The organism is Vallitaleaceae bacterium 9-2, from assembly GCA_038396585.1.
In the GTDB taxonomy this organism is placed as follows: domain Bacteria; phylum Bacillota; class Clostridia; order Lachnospirales; family Vallitaleaceae; genus UBA1351.
In genome coordinates this window covers 2,663,635-2,690,099 of sequence record CP121691.1, presented here as the reverse complement: position 1 = coordinate 2,690,099, position 26,465 = coordinate 2,663,635, and the positions used below count along the sequence as shown (strand labels likewise).

At 37.3% G+C, this 26,465-nt stretch carries 16 protein-coding genes; all 16 read left to right on the top strand.

The window, feature by feature from the left end:
- The first annotated feature begins 1 nt into the window (after nt 1).
- Nucleotides 2–1,222: a CehA/McbA family metallohydrolase gene (locus tag QBE53_12460; GenBank protein ID WZL80613.1), complete on the top strand. Its 1,221-nt coding sequence runs from the start codon at nt 2–4 to the stop codon at nt 1,220–1,222.
- Between the two features lie 14 nt (nt 1,223–1,236).
- Nucleotides 1,237–4,344, top strand: a complete 3,108-nt coding sequence (locus QBE53_12455) for a glycoside hydrolase family 38 C-terminal domain-containing protein (protein WZL80612.1) — start codon at nt 1,237–1,239, stop codon at nt 4,342–4,344.
- A gap of 1 nt (nt 4,345) precedes the next feature.
- The gene (locus tag QBE53_12450; protein WZL80611.1) at nt 4,346–6,385 is read left to right on the top strand and encodes a DUF5054 domain-containing protein; all 2,040 of its coding nucleotides are present in this window, start codon (nt 4,346–4,348) and stop codon (nt 6,383–6,385) included.
- Between the two features lie 102 nt (nt 6,386–6,487).
- Complete coding sequence (locus tag QBE53_12445; protein ID WZL80610.1) at nt 6,488–7,093, top strand: HAD family phosphatase; 606 nt, start codon at nt 6,488–6,490, stop codon at nt 7,091–7,093.
- A gap of 33 nt (nt 7,094–7,126) precedes the next feature.
- Complete coding sequence (locus QBE53_12440) at nt 7,127–9,616, top strand: LuxR C-terminal-related transcriptional regulator (protein ID WZL80609.1); 2,490 nt, start codon at nt 7,127–7,129, stop codon at nt 9,614–9,616.
- Between the two features lie 175 nt (nt 9,617–9,791).
- Nucleotides 9,792–10,034, top strand: coding sequence for a DUF2442 domain-containing protein (locus QBE53_12435; protein WZL80608.1), 243 nt, complete (start codon nt 9,792–9,794; stop codon nt 10,032–10,034).
- Between the two features lie 31 nt (nt 10,035–10,065).
- On the top strand, nt 10,066–12,714 hold the full coding sequence (locus QBE53_12430; protein WZL80607.1) for an S-layer homology domain-containing protein: 2,649 nt from the start codon (nt 10,066–10,068) through the stop codon (nt 12,712–12,714).
- A 93-nt stretch (nt 12,715–12,807) separates the two neighbouring features.
- The gene (locus QBE53_12425) at nt 12,808–13,317 is read left to right on the top strand and encodes an RNA polymerase sigma factor (GenBank protein ID WZL80606.1); all 510 of its coding nucleotides are present in this window, start codon (nt 12,808–12,810) and stop codon (nt 13,315–13,317) included.
- Nucleotides 13,307–13,999: a zf-HC2 domain-containing protein gene (locus QBE53_12420; protein ID WZL80605.1), complete on the top strand. Its 693-nt coding sequence runs from the start codon at nt 13,307–13,309 to the stop codon at nt 13,997–13,999. The genes QBE53_12425 and QBE53_12420 overlap by 11 nt, the downstream gene beginning before the upstream one ends.
- Before the next feature lie 65 nt (nt 14,000–14,064).
- Complete coding sequence (locus tag QBE53_12415; protein ID WZL80604.1) at nt 14,065–14,904, top strand: sulfite exporter TauE/SafE family protein; 840 nt, start codon at nt 14,065–14,067, stop codon at nt 14,902–14,904.
- A 310-nt stretch (nt 14,905–15,214) separates the two neighbouring features.
- On the top strand, nt 15,215–17,056 hold the full coding sequence (locus QBE53_12410; protein ID WZL80603.1) for a TMEM165/GDT1 family protein: 1,842 nt from the start codon (nt 15,215–15,217) through the stop codon (nt 17,054–17,056).
- A 437-nt stretch (nt 17,057–17,493) separates the two neighbouring features.
- On the top strand, nt 17,494–19,299 hold the full coding sequence (locus tag QBE53_12405) for an ABC transporter ATP-binding protein (GenBank protein ID WZL80602.1): 1,806 nt from the start codon (nt 17,494–17,496) through the stop codon (nt 19,297–19,299).
- Nucleotides 19,292–21,025, top strand: coding sequence for an ABC transporter ATP-binding protein (locus QBE53_12400; protein WZL80601.1), 1,734 nt, complete (start codon nt 19,292–19,294; stop codon nt 21,023–21,025). The genes QBE53_12405 and QBE53_12400 overlap by 8 nt, the downstream gene beginning before the upstream one ends.
- Nucleotides 21,026–21,065: 40 nt before the next feature.
- Nucleotides 21,066–21,692 carry a TetR/AcrR family transcriptional regulator gene (locus QBE53_12395; GenBank protein WZL80600.1) on the top strand — a complete coding sequence of 209 codons (627 nt, stop codon included), beginning with the start codon at nt 21,066–21,068 and terminating at the stop codon, nt 21,690–21,692.
- A 4-nt stretch (nt 21,693–21,696) separates the two neighbouring features.
- Entirely contained in the window at nt 21,697–23,076 is a 1,380-nt protein-coding gene (locus QBE53_12390; GenBank protein ID WZL80599.1) for an MATE family efflux transporter, read from the top strand.
- Nucleotides 23,077–23,149: 73 nt separating this feature from the next.
- Nucleotides 23,150–26,413, top strand: coding sequence for a TrmO family methyltransferase (locus QBE53_12385; GenBank protein ID WZL80598.1), 3,264 nt, complete (start codon nt 23,150–23,152; stop codon nt 26,411–26,413).
- The last annotated feature ends 52 nt before the right edge of the window (nt 26,414–26,465 follow it).

Genomic DNA, 26,465 nt, shown 5'->3' with positions numbered 1-26,465 from the left:
AATGATAATAAAAGAGTTTATTAAAAAAGAACAAGAAAAAGATTATGTCATGATACCTTTTAGCGTGGATGATGACGTGGAAAAAATTGAAGTCGCCTATCGCGTCGATGCACGTGATGCGACAATAGATATCGGCGTCAAAGACCCAAAAAGGATACGTGGTTTTAGTGGAGGAGCTAGAGACAACTTCTATATATGTCTAGACCATGCGACACCTGGATATATTTCCGGAGAGTTGATGAAAGGACAATGGGAGGTTATATTAGGTACATATGAGGTTCCTCAAGATGGGTGTATGGTTACACTTGAGATTAATGTGGTAAAAAAACACAGACAATGGCTAAAAGGTGATACCCATACACATACGTTCCATAGTGACGGTAAGTATAGTCTAGATGATGCTTCAAGACTTATGCATGAACAGCATATGGATTTTATTATTTGTACAGACCATACGACGGTTTCGCATCATAATAATTTGCCAACAGATAAAGGGCTGATTTTTATTGAAGGAGTCGAATTGACGACGTATAAGGGGCATAGCAACATCGTAGGTATCAAAAACTTTGATTTTGACTTTAGGGTGCTTAATAATGAGGATGTATATGCGGTTTTTGAGCAAGCGAAAAAACAAGGTGGATATATTGGAATCAATCACCCCTATCACAAAGGAAATACATGGCAGTATGCCATTGATTTGGATGTAGTTGATTGGATAGAGGTCTGGAATGGACCGATGCATAATGATAATTATGAAGCGGTAAAATTATGGCAGCAAATGTTGCAAGAGGGATATCAAATACCGGCAGTAGGTGGTAGTGATGTCCATCGGGATGATATATATGTAAAACATGGTATACCTAGTTTGTATGTGTTGGCACAGAGTTATTGCAAACACGATATCTTAGAAGCAATGAAAAAAGGAAATAGTTATATGTCCATCTTTGATACACATTTAGAGTTTTATACAGAGCATAATGTGATAGGAGAAAAGACAACAGATGAGTTTGTGACTATAGAGATAGAGGGCGTAGCACAGGCAGATGTGGTTCACATCATTGGAAGTGAGAGCTATCAAGAAATAGAAATTGGAGATACGACGACGTTTCAAATGGAAAAAGCTTTTGGAACAGATATATTTTTAAGAGTAGAAGTGAAGCGATTTATAGATGTGACCAATCGACATGAAACTATACTGTTAAGCAATCCGATATATAAGTAAAGTGGGACCGAAAAATGGAAAAAGATATAAAACTATTTAGAGATAAAATTCAAGAGATATATGCGTCAAGGTATTATGAAGAAATCACAGTAGATGAAATAGAAATATCTAAGCCAAGTGACACGGTCTTAGATATTGGCTTGGTAGATACCTGTGATTTTTTTTCTTTCAAAAAAGGCGATACATTTATTGGGCGAGACCAATATTACTGGCTTAAGATAAAGGTTCAATGGCCATTAAATTATATGCATAAAGCGATTCGGTGTTTTTTTGACATAGGTAAAACAGGCGTTTGGTTTGAAAAGGGTATGGAAGGGCTTTTATATTTAAAGGATGGGACCGTATGCCAAGGTGTAGATAGAAACCATCAAGAGGTTATTCTTGAGAATTTTGATATTGCCAATAATGTGTTTTACATTTTGACATGGAGTGGAGTTGAAGCCGGAGGCGAGGAGAAAGAGCAAGAGCATACGTTTAAAAAGATTTCTTTTGCGCTGTATCGTCCGGACTATAATGCTTTGTATTATTATTTGAAGCATATTCTGGATGAGTATGAACGTCTTGATGCGAGCAATACATATAAATATGTATATCAAAAGATACTAAAGCAAGCTTTAAGTATCTACACCAATGAAAATGTGGATAATTCACTAGACTATATCAAAGAACAATTAAGTAAGTACAATAAAAATAATTTGATAGAGTCTTATTGTGTCGCCCACTCACACCTAGATTTGGCTTGGCTATGGAGAATCCGACATAGTAAGCAAAAGGCGAAAAGAACATTTAGTACAGTATATAAAATGATGCAAGAACATGAGAGCTTTGTTTTTTTTCAGAGTCAGCCACAAATATATCAATGGATAAAAGAGACAGAACCGGGACTTTATGAGGCAATTCAAGATAGGGTCAAACAAGGGCGCTGGGAAGTTGGCGGGGGATTATGGGTCGAATGCGATATGAACATGCCAAATGGCGAAAGCCTTGTACGCCAACTGCTCTATGGCGAAAAGTTTTTTCGGGAAGAATTTGGAGAACAATATAAAAAAGATTTTATTTGGCTCCCAGATGTTTTTGGATTTAACTTTGCGCTGCCTCAATTGATGCGAAGTGCTAATATTGACTGCATCATGACAACAAAATTGAGTTGGAACGAGTATAATAAGATGCCGCAAGATACTTTTTTATGGAAAGGAATGGATGCTAGTCAGGTTCTTTGTCATCTCATCACCACACCACATCCATTTGGAGAAAAGCATTATGTATATAATGCGGTGATTGACAGCAACAGTTTGTTAGGTACATGGGAAAATTATCAAAGCAAACAAATTAATCCTTCCATGCTCATAGCCTATGGTTATGGTGATGGTGGTGGTGGAGCTAATATGGAGATGGTCAACTCTATTGATATTGTTGATCAGATACCGACACTCCCAAAGGTTAAGCATAGTTCCATACGAGAATATATCCAAAAGCTAACAGCTAATTTTAATGCATATGAAGGTGTGAAACCAATATGGAATAATGAATTGTACTTGGAATTTCATCGGGGAACATATACAACTCAAGGAAAAATTAAAAAATGGAATCGTAAGCTAGAGAGTATATATCGCTACACAGAGATGGTAGCGGCTACGGCTAGCCTTTTTTGTAAGGATTGGAATGTATATCCTTTTGAACAGATTGAACAAGGAATAAAAATCCTGTTAACGAATCAGTTTCATGACATTTTGCCAGGGTCTTGTACAAGGCAAGTGGCAGAAGATGCACTAGGCGATTATCAGCAAAGTGCGTCCATGGCAGACGAGATTATAACCCATATGCTTCGTCGAATCAGTGTTGATGCGGAGAATATGTTAACCGTGTATAATCCTATTATGGATAGGGAAAATATCATGCTGCTTAACGATGTATTTATTGATGAATCTATCATCGATGAACATCAAAATGTGCTGTTATCTCAGCTCACCCGTGAAGGGACATGGATATATGCCAAAAACTTGACGCCTTTTGCATTTAATAATTATAAGGTAGTTAGTGGGCAGAGGCCACACTTAAATACAGCCCAGGTGGATATTCATGGACGATATTTTGAGAATAATCTCTATATTATCCAATGGTCACCAAGAGGAAGTCTTACAAGAATCTACAGCAAACAGCTGGACCGGGAATTGATTCTAGAAGGTAGTTATGCCAATGAGTTTCAGGTGTTTGATGATAAGCCGGGAGAATTTGAAGCATGGGAAATCAAGCTTGAAACACTTGAAGATACGTTTCATACTATGGACGTTATTAAAGAGCTTGAGAGCGTAACCGTTTTAGAAAAAGGCGATTTGTTTACATCCATTGAATTTAGATACCGCTATAAAAACAGTACGGTTTTACAAACGATGAAGATATATAATTACTCCAATCGTATTGATTTTGAGACACATATGAATTGGCAGACCCAAGAAAAATTAGTTAAGGTGAAATTCCCTCTAAATATCTATGCACGAGAGGCGACCCATGATGTATCCTTTGGAAATATTAAAAGACCTACACATCGGACAACTTCATGGGATAAGGCTAAATTTGAAACCTGCGCAATTCGTTATGTGGACCTATCTCAAAGAGATTTTGGTATAAGCTTGCTTAATGATGGCAAATATGGGTATGATGTTGAAGATGGATGTATTCGACTGTCATTAATTAAATCATCGATTCACCCTGACGTCAAAGCCGATATTGGTGAGCAATCCTTTATATATAGCCTATACCCTCATAGAGGCGACTTTGTCGAGGGGCGAGTCAATAGTGAAGCTAGAAAGTTAAATAACAAGCTCGTGCCTTACTTTGGGAAAAAAAGCCAAGTGTGTCAAAGTCTTGTTGAGATTGATGGAAAAAATGTTGAAGTGGATGCCATTAAACGCTCGGAAGATGGTGAATTTTTGATTCTTCGGTTACATGAGTATGGAGGAGGTAGTGAGAAAATCAAGATAAGTAGTAGTTTTGGTATAAGTCGCTACGCATTCTCCAATATATTGGAAGAAGAAGATAAGTGGCATAATGCTACGAAGGATATTATATGTGAGCTATCACCTTATGAAATCAAAACATTGAAGATGGAGATGAAAAAATAAAATGAAAAAAGTACATATAATTTATAAAACCCATCTTGATATTGGGTTTACTGATTTTGCAGAAAATGTGGAACAACAATATCTAAACAATTATATCGACAATGCGATTAAGATTGCTTTTGAAATGAATACGACCCATAAAAAATTTGTATGGACTACAGGGTCTTGGCTTATCTATCGCTATGTTCAATCCAAAGATGAGCATGAGTTGACTCAATTAAGGGAAGCTGTGGAAAAAGGATATATTAAGTGGCATGGTATACCCTTTACCACCCATACAGAGCTTATGGATAGTACTTTACTTAATTATGGACTTAGCTATAGTCAAAAACTAGATGCAATGTTTAACCAAAAAACCATAGCGGCAAAGATGACCGACGTTCCGGGACACACGATTGGCATCATAAAACATTTGGTAAAGGCAGGGATTAAATACCTGCATATTGGTGTTAATCCTGCATCCAAAATGCCTCATGTACCTAAGGCCTTTTTATGGCGTGACCAAGAAGGAAGAGAAATTATTGTGAATTATTCCAATGTATATGGCGAAAGTTTATGTATTGATGGGTTAGATGATATTTTGACTTTTTGCCATGCTGGGGATAATTGTGGTTATCTGGATAGACAGACCATTGAAAAAGAATATGCCCGTGTGCAAGAAACCTATGGAGAGTGTGAAGTTTATGGTTCGACATTGGATGCATATGCAAAAGCGGCATGGGAACAACGCCATATACTTCCTGTGGTTACTGAAGAGATTGGAGATACGTGGATTCACGGTGTCGCAACGGATCCGATCAAAGTAGCCAACTACAAGACGTTATTAAAGTTAAAAGACCAATGGATAAAAAATGGAGATATAGTCAAAGACAGTCAACAATATTGTGGATTTATGGATAACCTGCTACTGGTTTGTGAACATACGTGGGGGATGGACTTAAAAAAATATCTACCGGATTATAAGCATTATGCAAAAGAGGATTTTATGCGGGCGCGGGCGATAGATGATGTAGAAAACTGTGTTACGGATAAGTATGGTTTTATAACACCTTTTACATATAACGAGGTTAATAAACGAGGATATAAGGTTATTGAGCAGTCATGGAAAGAACAAAGGGAATATATACAAAAAGCGGTTTCGAGCCTAGATATAGCTCAACAGCAAGAGGCAAATAAAGCATGTCAAACGGACAATAGCATGAATACAGAAGGGTTTGATAGCATTATCCCGGGAAAAGAATATGTATTTATGGAAAATCAAATAGTTTTTGGCGCCGACGGAAGTATTATTAAACTTGTCGATGGAAAAGAGCAAGAAATTGCCGGAACGGATAACCCTATCGGTAGATTTTTGTATGAAAAAATAGGTGTTGCCGATTATGAAGCTTGGTTTGGAAAATATATGGATACAAAAGAGAATTATCGTTGGTGTATCTCAGATTTTTCAAAACCCGGATATGAATTTGTAGACGATGCTTATGAGCGAGAATGTTTTTATCCTTTTGGAATTGATTTGTGCTATCAACAAAAAAAGACACATGTTTTAGCGGTGATGAAGCTTGCAATGGAACCCCGGGCATGTGAGGTATATGGCTGTCCTCGAGAAATTAACATAGCATATCGTATTTATGCACATAAGATTGAAATCAATCTCTCATGGAAAAAGAAAGATATCAGTCGAATTCCAGAAGCATCATGGTTAATTATCGCACCAAAGATAGATAACAAATATCAATATAAGTTGAATAAACTAGACAGTGAAGTCTCTTGCTATAACGTGGTTCGTGATGGAGCAAAAAAATTGCATTGTACAGAATATGTCACCTATGATGGAGCAGATAAGCACATGAAGATAACGCCTATACATACCCCTCTTGTTGGAATAGGAAGTTCAAACTTTCTCCAATTTGATAATGTCGTGGGAGATTTGGATAGAGGATTTTACTTTAATATTCACAATAATGTATGGGGAACAAACTTTCCAATGTGGTTTGGCGAAGACATCAGCGTAGATTATGTCTTTGAATGGGAGTCAAAATAGAAAAAATAGTGTATATAAAATAATGAGCTTCATATATTTTATGCTATAATTGATGCATAGAAAATATAATATGCATTTAGATAAAATGGGAGGGCAAAATATATGAAGATACAGTGCATTATTTTTGATTTTGGAGGAGTTATAGGATATCCCCATGATAAAGAGCGTGTAAAGACAATGGCAGAACTTGTTCAAATGAAGGTTGAAGACTTTGAGGAAGCGTATTTTTATCATCGAACAGCATATGATGAAGGACTTATTAACAAAGAAGAATATTGGCAGCGCATTAGTGGAAAAGATTTGGATTCAGTAACACTTGAGGCATTGGTCACGGAAGATTATCATAGTTGGACGCGAATTAATCAGAAGGTGGTTGAACTGATTAAGCGGCTAAGGACAACAGTAGGACATGTGGCACTGTTGTCCAATATTAACATGGAAGCCAAACGCTACATTCAAGAAGAACTAAAGCTTTTTGAGATCTTTCACTCAACATATTGTTCTTGTGATCTTAAGCTTATGAAACCTCATCGTGAGATATATGATTATGTTATACATTCACTTCAGGTGCCAGCTGAAGAATGTGTATTTATTGACGATACAAAAGAAAATATCGCCGGTGCAAAAAAAGCGGGTCTTCATGGAATCGTATTCGATAACTATGAACAGCTAAAGACGGCGTTAGAACAGTATCATATATCCGTATAAAAGCAATCCAATTACAGATGAGGGGGAGGATCAATGGCTCATTCTAGACAAAACAATGTGCGATCCTTAAAAAAACAAGCCACTATAAAAACCAATATACACTATTTTTCAACGACGCTTAAAGAAGCAATGTATAATATTCCAATGTTTCCGGTGACGGTGGTTGAAGCCGCCTCCGGTTATGGAAAGACAACTTGTATTCGGTATTTTTTTAAGTCGTTTAACGATGCTGATGTACGTTGGATTAGCTTTAGTGAGAATGATACGGCAATACAAGCATGGGAAAGGTGGTGCCATACGCTTAAAAGGATTGATGCCGATACTGGGACGCGTCTATCGGCACTTGGTCTTCCAAGTCTTTATAATATTGATGAAATATCTCAGTTACTTTGTGAGATTCGTTGTGAAGAACCGACGTATATAGTTTTTGATAACTTTCAATGCATTCAAAAATACTTTACCAAAGGCATATGGGAAGCTTTTCTGTTTAATAATTCCGAGTATTTGCATATTGTTGTGCTCACACAAATTATTCATAGAGAGTCCGAGTTTTTAACACATTGTGCAAAATGTTTATACCTATCTAGTGAGGAATTGACATTCAAAAAGACGGATATTGTGGCATATTTTAAAAAAGCTGGGGTTATATTGACAAATAGTCAACTGGATTTTTTATTGACCTACTCGGAAGGTTGGATTGCTCCTTTATATCTTCAACTGCTTCATTATTCAAAGCACCAAGAATTTCAGTCTACAGTGGCCATACATGCCATGATTGAGAATGTGATTTTAGATACACTTGAAAAACGGCAAAGGCAGCTATTGATTGCCCTGTCATTTTTTGATACATTCACACAAGAACAGTTGATTTACTTTGATGGTTCGATAGAAGCTTCGAATTATCGGTTTGAAAAAATTCCACTGCTCGCCTACAATGATAAAGAGGCAACGTATACGTTCCACTCAATTTTGCGGGAAGTATTACAACTGGAGTTTTCTAAGTTGTCAAAAACCCATCAAACACAGATTGTTCTTCAATCAGCCCAGTGGTATGCTAGCACTCAAAATATAGCCAATGCAATTTTAATGTATTGCAAAATAGAACAATATAACAAAGTCCTTTCGCTCATCGATAGTTCATTAATTTTTGATAATATTTCTTTACGCTATTCAAAAGAAAGTTATCTTTTATGGCTGCGAAAAATTGCTTTGACACATATAGAAGAATCGGTTTATCTGTATCCATTAGCGTATATTCTTATTGCTTTTGAATTTTTTACACAAAATTGTTATGAAGAGTATGGGATGATTTGCCAAATGCTTCATGCAGCTATTGAGGATGAAGGTATAGAGCGTGATAGCATAGAAAAGATTAAAGGAGAATTGGCGCTTATTGAATCCTTTAGCGTCTTTAATCATATTGCAAAAATGGGTTTATATCAACAAAAAGCCTATAACTTATTGCAAGGAAAAAGCAGTGCTATTTTGCCCCGTGATCCATGGACGTTTGGCAATCCCAGTGTCGTGTCTTTGTATTGGAGTGCTGTTGGAAAGTTAGAAGAGCATATGGAAGATATGGGTCGGTGTATGCCCCTTTATTCTTCTATGGTAAAAGGGCATGGCATGGGGGCGGATACGATTTTTCGAGCAGAGATTGCACTGTTTCGAGGGGAAGAACACCTTGCAGAAAATCTTTGTTATAAGGGGATTTCTCAGGCAAGGAGTACGAATCAGGAGAGCCTCTATCTTGCAGCTGTCTTTGTATTACAACGTGTGGCGATATTTTATGGAAGCAAGCATATGTATGAACTTTGCCAATCGTATTTATATGATAGCGAAAAAACACGAGCCATTCATTATGAGCTTAGTGAAATTGTTTTAATTAATGAACATATGCATTTACAGCTTCAAGTTCAATTCGATCATGAAGAAGCCATAAAAAAAGTTATAGATAAAATTTTGCCTATGAGCAGTACGTTCGGTTTTTGTCTGCTCGCTAGAGCGCTGTTGTTACAAGGAAAGCATGTTGAGGTGCAAATGCTTTTTGAAGAAGCGATGGGGGTAGCCGAAGCCTTAAACAGTCAGTTGACAAAAGTGTACTTTACTCTCTATATGGCCATTGCTAAGATGCAAGCCAATCAGATAGAGATGGCCCAAGAATATTTATCCAAGGCATTCGATATTGCGCTACCTGATAAAATTATTCTGCCCTTTGCAGAAAATTATGACTTATTAAAAAAAGTGTCAAATGAAACTGGACTTGAGGTTCCTTTGTATGTTACTCAGGTGTGCAATCGTTATAAAAAAGGAGTACAATTGTTAAGCAAGTCGTTGTATTCTAACGAAGCGTTGATAGAACTGACACCTAGTGAATACGAGGTATATAAACTGGCGGCACTTCAAAAGAAAAATAAGGATATTGCAAATACATTATTTGTTTCTGAAAACACGGTAAAAACCCATCTTGCACACATTTATTCGAAGTTAGGGGTCAATTCAAAAAAAGAATTACATAGTTTATGAGTACATATAAAAGTGCTTCCACGTTTGTAGGAGGCACTTTTTTTTGTAGTGAAATTTTGCCAAAGTATTTTTGTGTGACAATATCACCCCATAATGGGTGATGTGTCATTAGAGGAAAAGCCATAAAATTGTAAATATAAAAATAGGTTACAGACCTAAGAAAGAAGGTGAATAGATGGACTATATTCAAAAGGTCATTCCCCTGTCGGATTATCGCCTAAAAGTGATGATGACAAATGACAATATCCTTATTGTAGATTTTAAGCCGAAACTATATTCAGCAAAATATATCATTCTAAAGGATATAGAGATTTTTGAAGCGGTCAGTACCGATGGGAATTATATTTTTTGGGAAAAAGGGGGACTTAAGATTACGGCAAAGGAAGTTATAGAAGTCATATTGGCAGGAAAAGTATAAAGGTGATTCATAAAAGGAGGAAGAATAAAGAATGAACAAAAAAGTGAAAAAACTGATCAGTTTCGCGCTTGCCCTATGCATGGTATGTATCATGCCAATTAGCGGGATAAGTGCAACGGAAAAAAACATGGATACAAAAGAGAGCATACAAGCGAGGGTTTTAGAACCCAACTTAGTTGCATCAGAGCCGACAAGTACAACAGGAGCAGCCTTTGGCATACTTGAAGTTGGACAACCTCAGTATAATGCTTCAGTGAATCAATCGGATTCAGGTACACATTCAGATGGAAAAGCGTGGAGTTGGAATTGGGATGCCAGTTCAAATACCCTTACGTTGACAAATTGCAAAGTGGAATATGGAATTGATATTATGAATGGTGTTGGAAAAGCAACCATTGTTATTGAAGGGGAGGTAGATATTAAGGGAAAGATATTTTGTTCAGGGGAGCTTGACATCAAAGGTTCCAAAGACGCAGTACTAAATATTTTGAACAAAGATAATGCGGGGATTTCTTCAGTTTCAGAACTGGTCATTGAAGATATTACGGCTTATATCGATGTAGAAAATGGAATAGGGATAGCTAATGTGGATGGGGATTTAATAGTGGATGGTGCTAAGATATATGTGTCGACGATTGAAGGAAACTGGGAGGGATTTCATTGTCAGGGCGGTAATATTAAAATTATCGGCAAATCCCAAGTTAGAACCAATCCTACAACATCCGGATATACCCTTTTTGCATCTCAAGATATTTATATAAAGGATGAAGCAGTAGTGGATGTCTCAAATGCAGGAATTACAGGGGGGATTGTAGCTGATAAGGCGTTGATTATATCTGGTGGAAGGGTAACGTCAAAATCGAGTGGAAATTTAGGGGCGTTATGTGGATATAACAATGGGGTTATCATTACAGGAGGCATGGTTGTTACCGGTGATGAAGGGGAAAATAATGGAGTATTAAAATGTGACCTTACAGTGAGTGGGAGTCATACTCAGGTCACAATCAATGGATACATAGGGAAAAATGGTAATCTTAATGTATCTGAGGGCACAGTGGAAGTGACAAAAACTGTATCAGGGCTTATCACTGTAACTGGAGGTACAGTGATGGTTAATGGACAGATTATCCCTATTGGTGGGATAAAAGTGGCTGGAGTAGAGCTAGATAGTCAGCGTTTGTCTTTGTATACCAACGCGTTACCTTCTACGGCATGGCTTAGAGCGACAGCTATTCCTTTTGAGGCCAAAGAAAAATCGGTTATATGGGCAAGTGATAATCCTTTAGTGGCAACAGTTGATGCATACGGGAATGTAAAGGCTGTCGGAGAGGGGAGAGCAAAAATTAGTGTGACAACGGTTGAAGGAGGCTATCAAGCGGTATGTTATGTAGTTGTATCGAAAGCTTCAAGTGGTGGTGGAGACTCTTCTTCTAGTGGTGATAGTTATAGGGATAAGGAAGTGCTGACGAATGATCCTATCATAGGAACCATACCATCGATAAATACCAACGTTATTGATAACACGATTGAAGCGACAGTATCAACAGATATGGTAAACGAAGCCATTAAAAAAGCTCAGAAGCAAGCAAGGGAGCATAATAGTGATGAACAAAATGTTGTCATGGCGATTAATATAGAACCGCAAAACACCTTGGTTAAACATCTTGGCGTTAATCTTCCCAAAGCGAGTGTAGATACATTGGTGAAGGAAAAAGTAGGGGAAGTACGTATTACAAGCGATATTATAAACATGCATATCAATTTGGAAGCTCTAAAAGAAATCCAAATGCACCTTAAAACAGATGTAAATATTTTAGCGAAAAAAATTGAAAATCCTACACTTTCACCTCAAATACAACTAATTCTAGGTGACCGTCCTGTATATGATCTTTTCATTATTGGAGAGGAACAAAACGAAGTAACAACATTTGGAAGTGGCAAGGTGTTCGTATCGATTGGGTATATATTGCAAGAGGGTGAGACGCCCGATGGGATAACGGCATACTTTGTTGAGCAGGAGGATAAGATAAGCAAAATACCCGACGCTACATATAACGCTAAAGAGCAAAGGGTTGAATTTTCCACAGACCATTTTTCCAGATTTGCAGTGGGATCTGTAGCTTTACGTTCTCATTTTACAGATATTACAAAGCATTGGGCAAAAGAGAGTATTGATTTTGTAGCAGATTATGGGATACTAGAAGGGACAGGATATAATACTTTTTCGCCAGATGCATTAATGACCAGAGGAATGGTGACGACAGCGCTTGGCAGGTTAGCAAAAGCAGAAGTTGATCAATATACTAAAAATCACTTTACCGATGTTAAAAATGACGCTTATTATAGCAGCTATATAGAGTGGGCAAATACAGAAGGTATTGTTAAAGGTCTATCTAGCACTATATTTGCACCTGACGAGGCACTTACCCGTGAGCAGATGGCAGTTATCATTGCAAATTATGTCAAAGCTTTTGGTATTGAGTTGCCTAAGCAACAGACAGAACATGGGTATTTAGATGATGAAGACATTAGTACATGGGCAAAAGAAGCAGTAGAGTATATGCAAGTGACAGGAATTATTACAGGAAAAACTCAGGGACGATTTGATCCAAAAGCGGCAGTCAGCCGTGGAGAGATTTCAACTGTGCTTAAAAGACTTATAGAGTCTTCACCAAATTAAAGAATAAATAAAAAAAGAATTAGTGTAACTTTTCCTTTAGTTTTGCTACTAATTTACAGAAAACCAAATATCTTCAAAAGAAAGGAGGAGACTATGGATGGTTTTGAAGAAATTTATAAGTTATATTATGCAGATGTATATAACTTTATAAATAAGCTGACACACTACAATCATCATATCGCAGAAGAATTAACACAAGAGACTTTTTATCATGTGTATTTATCTTTCCATAAATTTAAAGGACAATCCCATATTCGAACGTGGATATTAGGCATAGCAAAAAACAGATATTTTGGATATTTGCGCGCCAATAAACATATCGATTTTTCGGTAGAAGAGATTTTGGGATTTACAGAGGATAAACAGCAGTCCATAGAGAATGCCCAGATTAAGAAAGAACTTCTTGAGTATGGATTGAAAGTTATCTTTGAGATGAAAAGTCCGATGAAGGAAGTGGTGCTGTCGCGAATTTTTACAAATAAATCCTATAATGCGATTGCAGTGCATCAAAAGATTTCTGTAAGTTCAGCAAAAGTGTTTTACTTTAGAGGTAAAAAAATGTTAAGAGCAAAATTAAAGGAGAAGTACGGCTATGAAATATAATTGTGAATTAGTTCAAGATTTGTTACCTATGTATCATGATCAAGCATTGTCAAAAACGAGTAGTGACATTGTGGAGGAACATATAAAAAGCTGCTCAGAATGTAGAGAACTTTCTGAAACTTTGCAAGCAGAACAAAGTACAGGAGAGCAAAACGTGGAAAAGATTCAAGAGGAAGTAACGAATAACTCAAAAAGCGCAGTGGGATTATTTTCAAAAAGAGTGCGTCGAGTAAGAAAAATGGTTATCTCTATTTTTGTCGTGCTGGTATTGTTGTTGTCGGTTTCGATTGGGTATATCCGACATATGAAAGCAGCAGAGACACCATCCTATACATTTATCAGCTATTTAGATGCTCAAGATATTGTTACGCGTGGATGGATTCCTGAAAATCTTCCTGAAGATACAACGAATATTTATGTAACCTATAATTTGGATAATAATGTTGTTAATGGGTCCTTTAACCTTACACAATCAGGAATTACAGCTTTTACAGAAAGAACAACAACAGCAATGGCTAAGGATTTTAACAACCTTCCCAAAGCGATAGATCCTGAATGGGATGTCTATCGAGAGATGATTTACAATCAAAAAGCCCAAGGAAGGCAATATCAATTGTTTCAATCACAGGAGTACGTATTTGCTTTGTCCGACACCGGACATGTGCTTTTTTGGAGTAAATAAATTTGCTTGTGCCAGACTTTGATATGTTATAAAATAAAAGAGACAAATTAGAAAAGGAGGTCTATATGCCCGAAATATTAAAGTTTGGAAATTTTGTTTTACTCATCGTAGCAGGTTTTGGCGCCGGCATTGTCACAGGCTTAGCCGGGGCATCAGCGGCAACGGTTGTGACACCGCTTTTAGTTAGTTTTAGCCCAATCTCAGCATATGTCGCTATTGCAGTGAGTTTGATTACCGATGTGTTTGCATCATTTTTTTCGTTCCTGACATATAAAAAGAATGGCAACATTAATATGAAAGATGGAATTGCCTTAACCATTACAGCATGTATTGGTGCCTTTTTAGGAAGCTATCTTTCAAGTTTTTTTAACAATGAAGCACTTGGTGGCGTCGGAGGCTTTATGACATTTCTTCTAGGATTGAAGTTCTTAAGAGATGGATTAAGAATGCGGAAAAATGCCAAAAATGGTATTGTTCAAAAAAAAGAAAAAAAAGTCAGCAAAATATCGCAATTAGATATAAACCCAATGGTATTATCTTCTGTTCTTGGACTGTTTTTAGGATTGGTCTGTGGTATTGTCGGAGCAGGTGGAGGATTGATGATTTTATTTGTTTTAACAGGTGTGTTAAACTATGATATGAAAACAGCAATTGGAACATCGGTACTTATTATGACTTTTACTGCACTAACTGGTGGAGTATCTCACTTTTTTCATATGGGATCTGTTAATGTGTTACTATTAGCCATGGCTATGGCAATTACAAGTGCTTCGGCAGTTGTGGGAGCAAAAGTTGCGGCAAAGTTTGCCAATAAGACAGAGGAAGACATATTACTAACCATTGTGGGATCGACATTTACCGTTATCAGTGTGCTGATGCTCTTACAAAAAATCAGAAATGTATAATCGCAATATATTTATTTTATGTGAATAGATTGACAATAAATGCATGACTTGATAGAATGATATAGAACTCTATAAGGGAGTAGCTATGGGAAACCAAAATAAGGTCAACATACTGGAGCAATCCTGGTCTTATTTACGTTAATGAATGTTAATGGAGCGAGACTTATAGATTAAATGGTGTAGTCTACTATTTAATCTGTAAGTCTCTTTTTTATTATGCCCAAGGTAATTTTCCTAAGATGAATGATATCTCTATGAGATAATGCGACGCTGTCGCTTTATGAATAAAAAAGAAATGGAGCTTTGAAAGATGACACAAGAGATTGTACAAGCATTTTTATTGATTTTTGTAGCGGAAATGGGGGATAAGACTCAAATTCTTGCGATGGCATTTGCCACAAGATTTCCAGTAAAAAAAGTTCTGGTAGGGATAGCGATTGGATCGTTTTTAAACCACGGCTTAGCGGTCTTACTCGGAAGTTATCTGTCTAATTTTATTCCGATAGACAGGTTGCAGATTATTGCAGGAATCGCTTTCGTAGGATTTGCCTTATGGACGCTAAAGACAGAAGAAGATGAGGATGAAGAGGAAGCAACTATTCAAATGGGACCGATTGGAACAGTTGCACTTGCTTTTTTCTTGGGAGAACTCGGAGACAAGACACAATTAACAGCCATTACATTGGCAACGGATGCGTATTATCCATTGCTTATTCTTGTAGGAACAGTGTCTGGAATGGTTGCTACAGGGGCGTTGGGAATTTTTGTAGGTAAAAAGATGGGCGACAAGATACCTGAGTTTGGAATCAAGGTATTTGCAGCAACTATTTTTATGTTTTTTGGACTGCAAAAATTAGCGACATCCGTTCCAACAGCTTACTTACGACCGATTTATGTTGTGCCAACAGTTTTGTTATTAACATTAAGTGTGCTTTTTTTGATGAGCAAGTTAGTAAAACAAAGACAAGAAAATATTCAGACAGCCTTTAAACTTCAAGCAAAAATGCTTCATGATTATTATGCGCATATCCATAAAGATCTGACAAAAATTTGTGTGGGAGGCACGTATTGTACCCAGTGTAAAGGAAATCAGTGTGCTATTGGACACGCCAAGGAAGTTATCGATAAGGCGCGGACCGGAACAGAAGCACTTGAAGCTTTGGGAAAAATCAAAGCAGATTATGAACAGAAGCCTTTTTCAAAAGAAAAAGTTTATGATAGTTTGGTCGATACCCTTTGGATTATTGAGCATGTAGATAATGAAAATCAATTAGCCTATGCCCATATTATTCGCCAGCAAATGGAAAGCATACTTTTTGGAAGTTCGATTAAACCGTATGTCAACATTCATGACTATATTCAACAATTGTTAGCCATAGATAGCGATACAGCAGAAAAATTAAGAAAAATGTACGAACTTCGAAAACCCATTGAGGAGCGAGTCATCAACTTAGGCAATAGAATAAGTAATCTATATCTTATAGAACTTATGGAAGGGTATTTGTTGATTGATACAGGGTATGCAGAGCAGTATGAAGATTTTTACAAAAAATTAGAAAAGCAGCATATTAAGCTAGAGGATATTCGCTACGTGTTTTTGACCCATGCTCACGATGATCATGTCGGATTTTTAAACCAAATACTTGAAAAAACCCATGCCAAAGTTATTTTACATCCTGAAGCCATCACACGCTTAAAGACAGGGCAAAATTCCTTTGAAGGTGGTTGTAGTAGTCGTTTGGCTTGGGGCTTTTGTCAGCTGATGAAAGTGTTTGGAAAAGGAAAGCACCAATATCAGCCGGTGAATGCTGCAACACGCTATTGGATTGCAGATGCGAACAATAAACCTGCGATTGAAAACAAGTTGGGGGCAAAAATTGTCGAGCTACCGGGACATACCAAAGATTCCATAGGGTTACTTTTTGAACAGCAAGTTTTATTTAGTGGAGATGCAACGATGAATGGATTGCCAAGTCGCCATCATGTCATTATTTGGATAGAGAACTTAAAAGAATATAGACATTCGTGGACGAAGATGGCAACACTGAATTATAAAAAAGTGTATCCATCCCATGGCAATCCATTTGTAAAAAAACAATTAATAAAAAACGAAGAAAAATTGGCTAAAATCAAAATACATCCCTTACAGTAAGTATTACTCTGCCGGCAATTGGAAATTCACACTCCAATAGATGCCAAATTGATCAGTGACAGATCCATAGAGTGCTCCCCAGAATTCCTTTTGTAGAGGCTGAACGACCTTGCCGCCTTCGGATAATTTGTCGAATAGTTCATATGCAGAAGCTTCTGAATCCGGACCAAGGTTAAATGAAATAGATTATCAATATATTTAGTATGAAACTTTTTTAGGACATGGTCAATAGGTAGAAAGGTTTAGAGAAAAGTAAAATGAATTATTGTTAAAATTAATACAAAAACTTGACAAATACAAAAAATACGATTAGAATGATAACGAAAATCAATATCAATTAAGGGAGTTCTCTCCCTTAATAATTTAACAGTTACCGACGTATACGTCGGTAACTAAGATGACCTCATGCATAAGTATTTATTGTAAAGGAGTATTGTATGAAAAAGAAGCAAAAAAAATCTCTAATCCGTCGGTTTACACCATTTATGGGTAAGAAAAAAATCTTGATTCCGACGTCACTTTTTTTATCAGCCTTATCTGCAATATTAAATATTTTGCCCTTTGTATTTATATGGATTATTATTAGGCGAATATTTGCGGCGGATTTTTCCAATGAAGGTTGGAGCATTCAAACATATGCTTGGATGACTTTTGCAGCAGCATTTGCAGGAGTACTTATCTATTTTATTGCCTTATTAACATCACATTTAGCTGCTTTTCGTGTGGAGGTAGGCATGCGAAAACAAGGGATGACAAAGATGATGGATATGCCACTGGGATTTTTTGATGAATATTCCAGCGGAAAAATACGAAAGATTATTGATGATCAAGCATCAACGACCCATTCGTTTTTAGCGCATCAACTTCCGGATATGGCAGGAAGCGTTATTGCTCCGGTTATTTTGATTCTACTGATTTTGACAATTGATTGGCGCATGGGATTAGCTTCATTGGTGCCGATTGTGTTAGGTTTTCTCTCAATGGGATTTATGATTGGTGGTAAGGGAAGAGCTTTTCAAGAACGTTATTATGATGCCTTGGAAGAGATGAGTTCTGAATCCGTAGAATATATCCGTGGAATTCCAGTGGTAAAAACATTTGGACAAAGTATATTTTCATTTAAACGGTTTTATGACAGTATTATACGATATAAGGATATGGTATATGCGTATACATTGAGTTGCCAAAAACCAATGGTTTTCTATACGGTTATTATGCAAGCAGTTGCGTTTTTTTTGATTCCGATGGCTATTTTTCTCGTGGGACGAGGACATAATTTAGAACTGGTAGTGACAGACTTTATTTTTTATCTTCTAGTATCACCGATGTTTACCGTATTAGTGATGCGTTCTATGCATTTTCAGCAAAATGCGCTAATTGCAGAACAAGCCATTGATCGATTTGATAAACTACTTGAGTATGAAACGATGCCTTTCCAAAAGACAAAGCAGCCTTTGGATGAATATAGTATCGAATTCAAAGACGTTGTTTTTGGATATAGGACGTCCAAAGAACCGGTTATTAAGAAGATGAACTTTAAGCTTCAACAAGGAGAGACCGTTGCTTTAGTTGGTCCTTCAGGCGGAGGAAAGACAACAATTGCACGTTTGGCTTCACGATTTTGGGATGTTACAGAAGGTGAGATTTTAATTGGCGGACGTAATATAAAAGAAATTCCAAAAGAGGAGCTGATGAATCATATCTCATTGGTTTTCCAAAACACACAACTCTTTAAAGGGACGCTTTATGATAATATCGCTTTTGGTCAAACTAATCTGGATGAACAATCCCTAAATAGTGCTATTGATATGTCGCGCTCAAGAGAGATTATCGATGGTCTAGACCAAGGGCTGGAGACGATTATAGGATCAAAAGGGACGTATCTATCGGGAGGAGAAAAGCAACGCATTACCATAGCACGGGCCATTGTCAAAGATGCTCCGATAGTTATCTTAGACGAAGCAACAGCGTTTGCAGATCCCGAAAATGAGCATCTTATACAGCAAGCGCTAAAAGAGCTGAGCCATGGAAAAACAACCTTGATGATTGCACATCGTCTAACAACTGTCCAAGATGCAGATCGTATTCTTGTGGTAAAAGACGGTGAGATTGTAGAAACAGGCAAGCATGAACAATTACTGGCTCAACACGGGATCTACGAAAAGATGTGGCAAGAATATCAACAATCCCTAGAATGGAAAATCAGTGAGCAGAAACAGGAAGAAGGTGTTGTTAATGTATAGATTTTTTCAAGAAAAATACGCATTAAGTTATGAAGGCAGCAAACAATTAGTACGGGCTATACTCTGGACGGCACTGCTGAACTTAAGTTTTTTTGCACCGGCAATATTAGGTTTTGCTTTTTTAGAAGATGCAATTATGGTTATCCAAAACAATGAAGATCCTCAGATGATGCGAAGTATAGGCTTTTATGTAGCATTTGCGCTTATTGCTTTTGGTGTGATGTTTGTAATAGCATATATTCAATATCATACAACATTTAGCACCACTTATGAAGAAAGTGCAAAAATGCGCATAAATCTTGCAGAGACATTAAAGAAACTTCCGTTAGCCTTTTTTGGGAAAAAGGATATTGCAGACTTATCCTCAACCATTATGGAAGATGCTACTCAGGTAGAAACAATGTTTTCACATAATGTACCTCAAATTTATGCGTCGGCAATTACTATAGTATTAGCTGGAATAAGCTTGATGATGTATCAATGGAAAATGGCCGTTGCGATGTTGTGGGTTATTCCTGTTGCGCTTATTGTCTTTACTTTGTCTAAGAAATTTCAAGAATCGGTACATCAGAAGCTTTATGATCATAAGCGCACCATCTCGGATTTATTGCAAGAATCCTTGGACTCGGCACAAGAGATAAAATCATACAATCGCGAAGGGCATTTTAAAAGCCGTATGGTGAGGAGTTTGGACAAACTTGAAGAACTGTTGATTCATGGAGAACTGCTTCTTGGGGCTTTTATTAATATGTCCTATGTAGTTCTTAAACTTGGATTGCCAAGTGTTGTGCTGGTTGGGATATATCTGCTTTCAACGAAGGAAATTAGTACGTTTACCTTTATTGTCTTTTTGGTGGTTGCCTCAAGAATTTATAATCCGATTATAGAAGCGTTAAACAACTTTGCAGCGCTACTATTTTTACAAGTACGTATTGATCGTATGAAATCGATGCTTAAGATGCCACGACAAGAAGGAATAGCTGAGTTTTATCCCAAACACTTTGATATTGAATTTAAAAAGGTATCCTTTGGGTATGATGAGGAACAAACGGTTTTAGATGAAATCAGTTTTACAGCCAAACAAGGAGAAGTTACGGCCCTTATTGGACCTTCAGGAGGAGGAAAAAGTACGGTAGCTAAATTAGCCGCACGTTTTTGGGATATCGATAAGGGGCGTATTACCTTAGGGGGACAGGACATATCTAAAATAGATCCAGAAACACTTTTGTCAAATTATTCCATTGTGTTTCAAGATGTTACACTGTTTAATTCCAGTATTATGGAAAATATTCGTTTGGGACGTAAGGATGCTTCGGACGCGCAAGTTATTGAAGCAGCTCGTCTTGCAAGGTGTGAAGAATTCATCGAAAAGTTCCCGCAAGGATATGATACCCATGTAGGGGAAAACGGGGATAAGCTCTCAGGAGGAGAGCGCCAGAGAATTTCCATTGCACGTGCAATATTAAAAGATGCGCCGATTATTCTACTAGACGAGGCAACAGCGTCTTTAGATGCTGAAAATGAAACAAAAATTCAAGAAGCCTTAGGTGAGCTGATAAAAGAAAAAACTGTCATTATTATTGCCCATCGTATGCGGACAGTTATAGGTGCAGATAAAATCGTTGTACTAAAAGAAGGAAAAATTGCAGAAATGGGACATCCACAGGCACTTAGAGAGCGTCCTTCTATATTTGCAAAAATGCTTAAGGCGCAGTTGCAACAATAATGATATGTTATCTGAAAATGGATAATCAAGGAGTGATATGATGGCAAAGACAAGAAAAACACGAGAAGAGAGAATACAAGAGATTTTAGCCGGAGCCCAAAAAAGCTTTTTAGAAAAAGGATATCCCTTAACAACGATGGAAGATATCATTGCACATACAGAATTATCAAAAGGTGGTGTATACCACTATTATGCGGATAAAAAACAGATTCTTATTGATATGATGCGCCAAGGCAATATATTTTATATGCAATATAACAAGCATATGCTTCAGATAGAACCAAAAAATACAGATGAAGAAAATATTGCGCTGGTCACAGAAGCTATTTTGGACAAATTTATTTATCAAACAGATGAAAAGCGGATCTATACAATGTTCTTATGTGAAATGTTATATGATCAAGAAATATGGGAAGTGTTTTTGACTTTAGAAAGACAGTTTTTTGAGTGGTTGACGTCGCGTGTTGAAGTGGATTTGGACATATGTATCGATGAATTGAAGTTTATCAGTCGTATGATGAATGGGATGATGATGGCGCAAAACACAAGTCGTGAGCCCAAAGTACTAGAAACCAATCGACAACAGCTGCGTACAATCTTTGAGCCTCTTGTGCGAAAAATCGTCATGAAGCCATCGAATGTGAACATCGTGAAGGAGGATATATAGCATAATGGAACAGACATCACAAAAACAACAGATATTACATGATAATATGTGGAAAGTCAGTATTCGACTGGCTTGGCCAGCTGTTATCGCTATGGTATTGTATGGCATGAACACCGTTTTTGACGCGTTTTTTGTAGGACGTTATGTTGGAGAGACTGCACTAGCAGGTGTGTCCCTAGCTTATCCATTAACGCAGATGACGCTTGGAATAGGGTCGCTTATCGGAGTGGGAGCAGGTTCAGCATTAAGTATTGCTATTGGAAAAAATGATGAAGCTACACAGAGAAAACTTTTGGGGAATGCCAATTATTTAACCCTTATCACTAGTCTTTTCTTTACCCTAGGAGCGTTGATTTTTGCCCGTCAACTTGTAGCTTTTATGGGTGGAGAAGGTGAAGCACTTGAATATGGTGTGGCATACTTTAAGGTGACTTTATATGGGGCACTCTTTTGGATTGCTGGATTAGCAGGGAATATGATTATTCGGGCAGAAGGAAGAATGAAACGCGCCGCAGTCATGATGGGAAGCGGATTAGTTGTAAATATTCTTATCAATTATATCCTTATTGTTCTGTTTAAGATGGGCGTTGAAGGTGCAGCAATTGGAACGAATATAGGAATGATTGTATATACATTGACATCATTTATCTACTTTGCCCGTCAAAAGGCATCCTTCAAATCAAATCCATTTTCTATACGACGTGATCCGGAGATTATTAAAAGTATTTTATCAATGGGGATGTCCTCACTAATTATGAATGTCATGACATTGATTCAAGCGGTGTTAGTGCTAAATGCCCTCAATGCCTATGGAACCAATAGTGATGTGGCCTTTTACGGAGTTGCATATCGCATATTTACATTTATGCTCACTCCGGTATTTGGACTGATGCGTGCATTGCAGCCAGCTGTGGGTATAAATTATGGGGCAGGAAAATATCGTCGTGTCATTCAAAGTTTTTATGTGTTTGCAGTTGTAGCAACATTGTTATTGTTACCGTTTTGGTTAATTATGATGATAGCACCAGCCAATGTCCTTCATCTAATGTTGCCGGAAAGCACCTTTTTAGCCAGTGATCTTATGAATTTTCGATTATTTATGTCACTGCTACCTATATTACCTGTTATCTTTATGGCAATGACATTTTTCCCGGCAATTAATAAAGGAAATGTAGCTTCTTTAATAGGTATTGCACGCCAAGTTGTCTTCTACATTCCGTTGATGCTAATACTGCCAAGGTTTTTTGGAGTTTTTGCAGTATATGTAGGGGCGTTTGGCATAGATTTGATTATATGTATCTGGACTTGGATTCTTGTATTCAAAGAATTTAAGATACTTAAAAAAACAGATCAGCCAAGGGCAATGAAAAAAGTATTTGAGTAGAAAATAGCAGTAATGGAAAAGTCTTTAACCCTTCTTATTGATATAATGGATGTCGATAAGGAGGGCTTTTTTTATGAAATGGTTAAAAATAGGAAGTGTAAAACGAAAAAGTAAACATCAAGAAGGAATTCTTAAGTTGGAAGATGGGTATAGCAAAGCATTGACTAAACTAGATCTTTTTTCTCACTGTATATTATTCATGCGTTCAAATAACCGACTTGAAGTCTATAGTGTTGAAATTATTCATATTTCTCTAGATAGAGCTGAGATTCTTTTTAAAGTTACAATGGATAATCATGAGTTTAAAGGAGAATTAGTTGATATTAAGCCGTATTTTTCAATTGAGGAAGTTATTGAGGAAGCCAAAGAACCTGTCCAACGATTTTGTATAAATTACCAAGGGGACTCCATTGGTGAATACATGCGTTATGGCAAGCGTATGGGGATTCAATTAAATAAGACGGATACAAATATCCACCACATTCAACAAGGAGACTGCTTACGTGTTTTATGGTGGTTTGATCGCTTTGATGGAGATAATTTTCGAAAAATCAGGACATGCATGCCACCGTATAACCATGCTCCCCGTACAGGCGTATTTGCTACACGTTCACCAGTCCGCCCAAATCCGATAGGGTCGACGCTTGTTCGTGTGAATAATGTTTGGCATGATGATGGCTTCATTGAGATTATAGGATTTGATGGCTTTATAGGAAGTAAAATATTACAAGTGATGTTTTATCAACCTTCAATGGATTGTATTAAGAGTGCCGGTGTACCTAGCTGGGTTTCGCATTGGACAAAGAAAAAAACCTTTGCACAGCCTAAAGAGGTTGATGCAAGACCAATGCAAACAAAGGTTTTAAAATTCAAGAAACTATCCATGGATCTTGAACAGATTCCTTTGGATGAACATGAAGAGGATTCCAAGAATATTCAGATTCATAATGCACATATTCATAATTTGAAAAATCTATCCGTTAAAATACCTAAAAATAAAATTACGCTGATTTCAGGGGTCAGCGGCAGTGGAAAATCCAGTTTGGCATTCGATATTTTATATGCAGAAAGTCAAAGACAATTTATGGATCTTATTTTATCAAATCCGATGGGGGATGTAGCCCTATCGGATCGCTACGTGGATAATATCACTGGTTTACAGCCAGCTATTGCAATCGATCAAAAAGCTTTAGGAGCAAATCCGAGGTCAAGTGTTGGAAGTGTTACAAAAATTGGTGATATTCTCAAGTTGATTTTTTCAATTATCGGACAGCGTATATGTCCGATATGTCACCATGAAATTGATGCAGGTAATGTTTGCTCATCCTGCGGTGAGGTTTTCTTTGATCGAACACCGCAACTATTTAGTTCGAACCATCCTGATTATATGTGTCCTGTTTGCAAAGGTTTAGGCATGCAGATGGGGATTGATCCATCTAAAATCGTTGAAGCGCCAGAAAAATCTTTGCTTGATGGGGCGTCATCACTATATGGTAACTTAAGAAAACATAGAGAAAATCCAAATGCTAATTGGATTCGAGGCGAAGTGCTGGCATTGGCAGCGGATCTAGATGTTGATTTAGAACTTGCATATAATCAATTGCCGGAGCGATTTAAACAAGAAATGCTTCACGGATCGAATGGTCGAAACGTTCGTTTGGATTATAAAAATGCTAAAGGACGTAGCGGAACGATTGTTCGACCTGTAGAGGGAGCTATACCTTTAATTGAGCGCTTGATGCACTCGACAAGTTCATCAAAAACCAATGCACAAGTGCAACGATATATGACGAAACAAATATGTAGTGAATGCCAAGGAGAACGGTTACAACCGGAAGGACGATTAGTGCATATTATGGGAGATCGATATGTGAAGGTGATTAAGTTAAGTAGTGATGAACTCCACACATGGTGCCATCATATGTATATGCATTTACCACATAACCAACAGGAGCAAACGAAGAAGCTTTTTGTTCAACTGAATCGGCGTTTAAAGCGTATATTGGATGTGGGTATTGGTTACCTTTCCATAGACAGAAGCATACCAAGCCTCTCTGCCGGTGAGGCTCAAAGGCTTAAGTTGGCTAGTCAATTGGGTTCAGGGCTTAGTAATATTACCTATATTATGGATGAACCTTCTAAGGGGTTACATCCAAAAGACTATCAATTTTTAATGGAGACACTGTTGGAGCTAAAAAGACAAGATAACACAATACTTATTGTTGAACATAAGAAAAGCTTCTTGGAGATTGCAGATGTTCATCTTGTAATGGGACCTAGAGCAGGGGTTTATGGTGGAGAGATTGTCTCGAATGTTCCTTTAGAACATAGACATCCTAAAACAATGTCTGCTGAGGTAAAAGTAATAGAAGATATTAAATTGTATACGAAGCAAGAAGCAGCTATTCAGATGAAAAAAGTTGCAACCTATAATTTGAAAAATATTGATGTGACGATTCCTATAGGACAACTAACAGCAGTTATCGGTGTTAGTGGCTCAGGTAAGAGTAGCCTGATTGCAAAAACATTATATCCGGCTATATTAAAACATATGGGTAAAACCGTCGAAGCGTCAGGTGAAGTAGAGGCGGTTGTTGGACTTGAAGCATATGAGCAGGTATGCTATGTCAACCAAAGTCCTATAGGAAGCAATCCGCGCTCCACACCAGGTACATATACCGGTGTCTTTGAATTGCTACGTGAACGCTATGCCGGTACGCAACAAGCAAAAGCTCAAGGTTTGACAAAGGCAAGCTTTAGTTTTAACTCTACAAAAGGACAATGCCCGAAGTGTAAAGGGCTTGGCGAAGTGGCTGTGAATATGCATTACATGGAAGATATATATATACCCTGTAGCCAATGTCATGGAAAGCGATACGCGGACAACATCCTAAATATAAAAGAAAAAGGTATGTCCATAGGTGATATCCTTGACGTTGAGGTTCAAGAGTTGTTGAAAATTTATGAACATGACGATAGGATTTTTCAGTATCTTTTAACACTCGATCAAATTGGCTTAGGATATCTAAAGCTGGGACAAAGTGCAACGACGCTCTCAGGTGGAGAAGCACAACGAATAAAACTCGCAAAGGAACTAGTTAAAAAACGCGGATCTCAAACACTATATATCTTGGATGAGCCGACAACGGGGTTAAGTGATGAAGATACTCAAAAAATCATAGCGGTTTTAAAACGACTAAAATCAAGAGGAGCGACGCTTATCATTATTGAGCATAATCCTATGATGATAAAAAACTGCGACTATCTGATAGAGCTTGGTCCAAAAGGAGGCGATCAAGGAGGAGAACTTATGCGTATCGGTTATATAAAGAAATAAGGTTCAAGCATTGATAAGCGCATCAACGATATGATATGATGAAATAAAAATA

Coding starts and splice junctions, on each gene's coding strand:
- QBE53_12460 (WZL80613.1), top strand. CDS start 2: ATGATAATAAAAGAGTTTATTAAAAAAGAACAAGAAAAAGATTATGTC.
- QBE53_12455 (WZL80612.1), top strand. CDS start 1,237: ATGGAAAAAGATATAAAACTATTTAGAGATAAAATTCAAGAGATATAT.
- QBE53_12450 (WZL80611.1), top strand. CDS start 4,346: ATGAAAAAAGTACATATAATTTATAAAACCCATCTTGATATTGGGTTT.
- QBE53_12445 (WZL80610.1), top strand. CDS start 6,488: ATGAAGATACAGTGCATTATTTTTGATTTTGGAGGAGTTATAGGATAT.
- QBE53_12440 (WZL80609.1), top strand. CDS start 7,127: ATGGCTCATTCTAGACAAAACAATGTGCGATCCTTAAAAAAACAAGCC.
- QBE53_12435 (WZL80608.1), top strand. CDS start 9,792: ATGGACTATATTCAAAAGGTCATTCCCCTGTCGGATTATCGCCTAAAA.
- QBE53_12430 (WZL80607.1), top strand. CDS start 10,066: ATGAACAAAAAAGTGAAAAAACTGATCAGTTTCGCGCTTGCCCTATGC.
- QBE53_12425 (WZL80606.1), top strand. CDS start 12,808: ATGGATGGTTTTGAAGAAATTTATAAGTTATATTATGCAGATGTATAT.
- QBE53_12420 (WZL80605.1), top strand. CDS start 13,307: ATGAAATATAATTGTGAATTAGTTCAAGATTTGTTACCTATGTATCAT.
- QBE53_12415 (WZL80604.1), top strand. CDS start 14,065: ATGCCCGAAATATTAAAGTTTGGAAATTTTGTTTTACTCATCGTAGCA.
- QBE53_12410 (WZL80603.1), top strand. CDS start 15,215: ATGACACAAGAGATTGTACAAGCATTTTTATTGATTTTTGTAGCGGAA.
- QBE53_12405 (WZL80602.1), top strand. CDS start 17,494: ATGAAAAAGAAGCAAAAAAAATCTCTAATCCGTCGGTTTACACCATTT.
- QBE53_12400 (WZL80601.1), top strand. CDS start 19,292: ATGTATAGATTTTTTCAAGAAAAATACGCATTAAGTTATGAAGGCAGC.
- QBE53_12395 (WZL80600.1), top strand. CDS start 21,066: ATGGCAAAGACAAGAAAAACACGAGAAGAGAGAATACAAGAGATTTTA.
- QBE53_12390 (WZL80599.1), top strand. CDS start 21,697: ATGGAACAGACATCACAAAAACAACAGATATTACATGATAATATGTGG.
- QBE53_12385 (WZL80598.1), top strand. CDS start 23,150: ATGAAATGGTTAAAAATAGGAAGTGTAAAACGAAAAAGTAAACATCAA.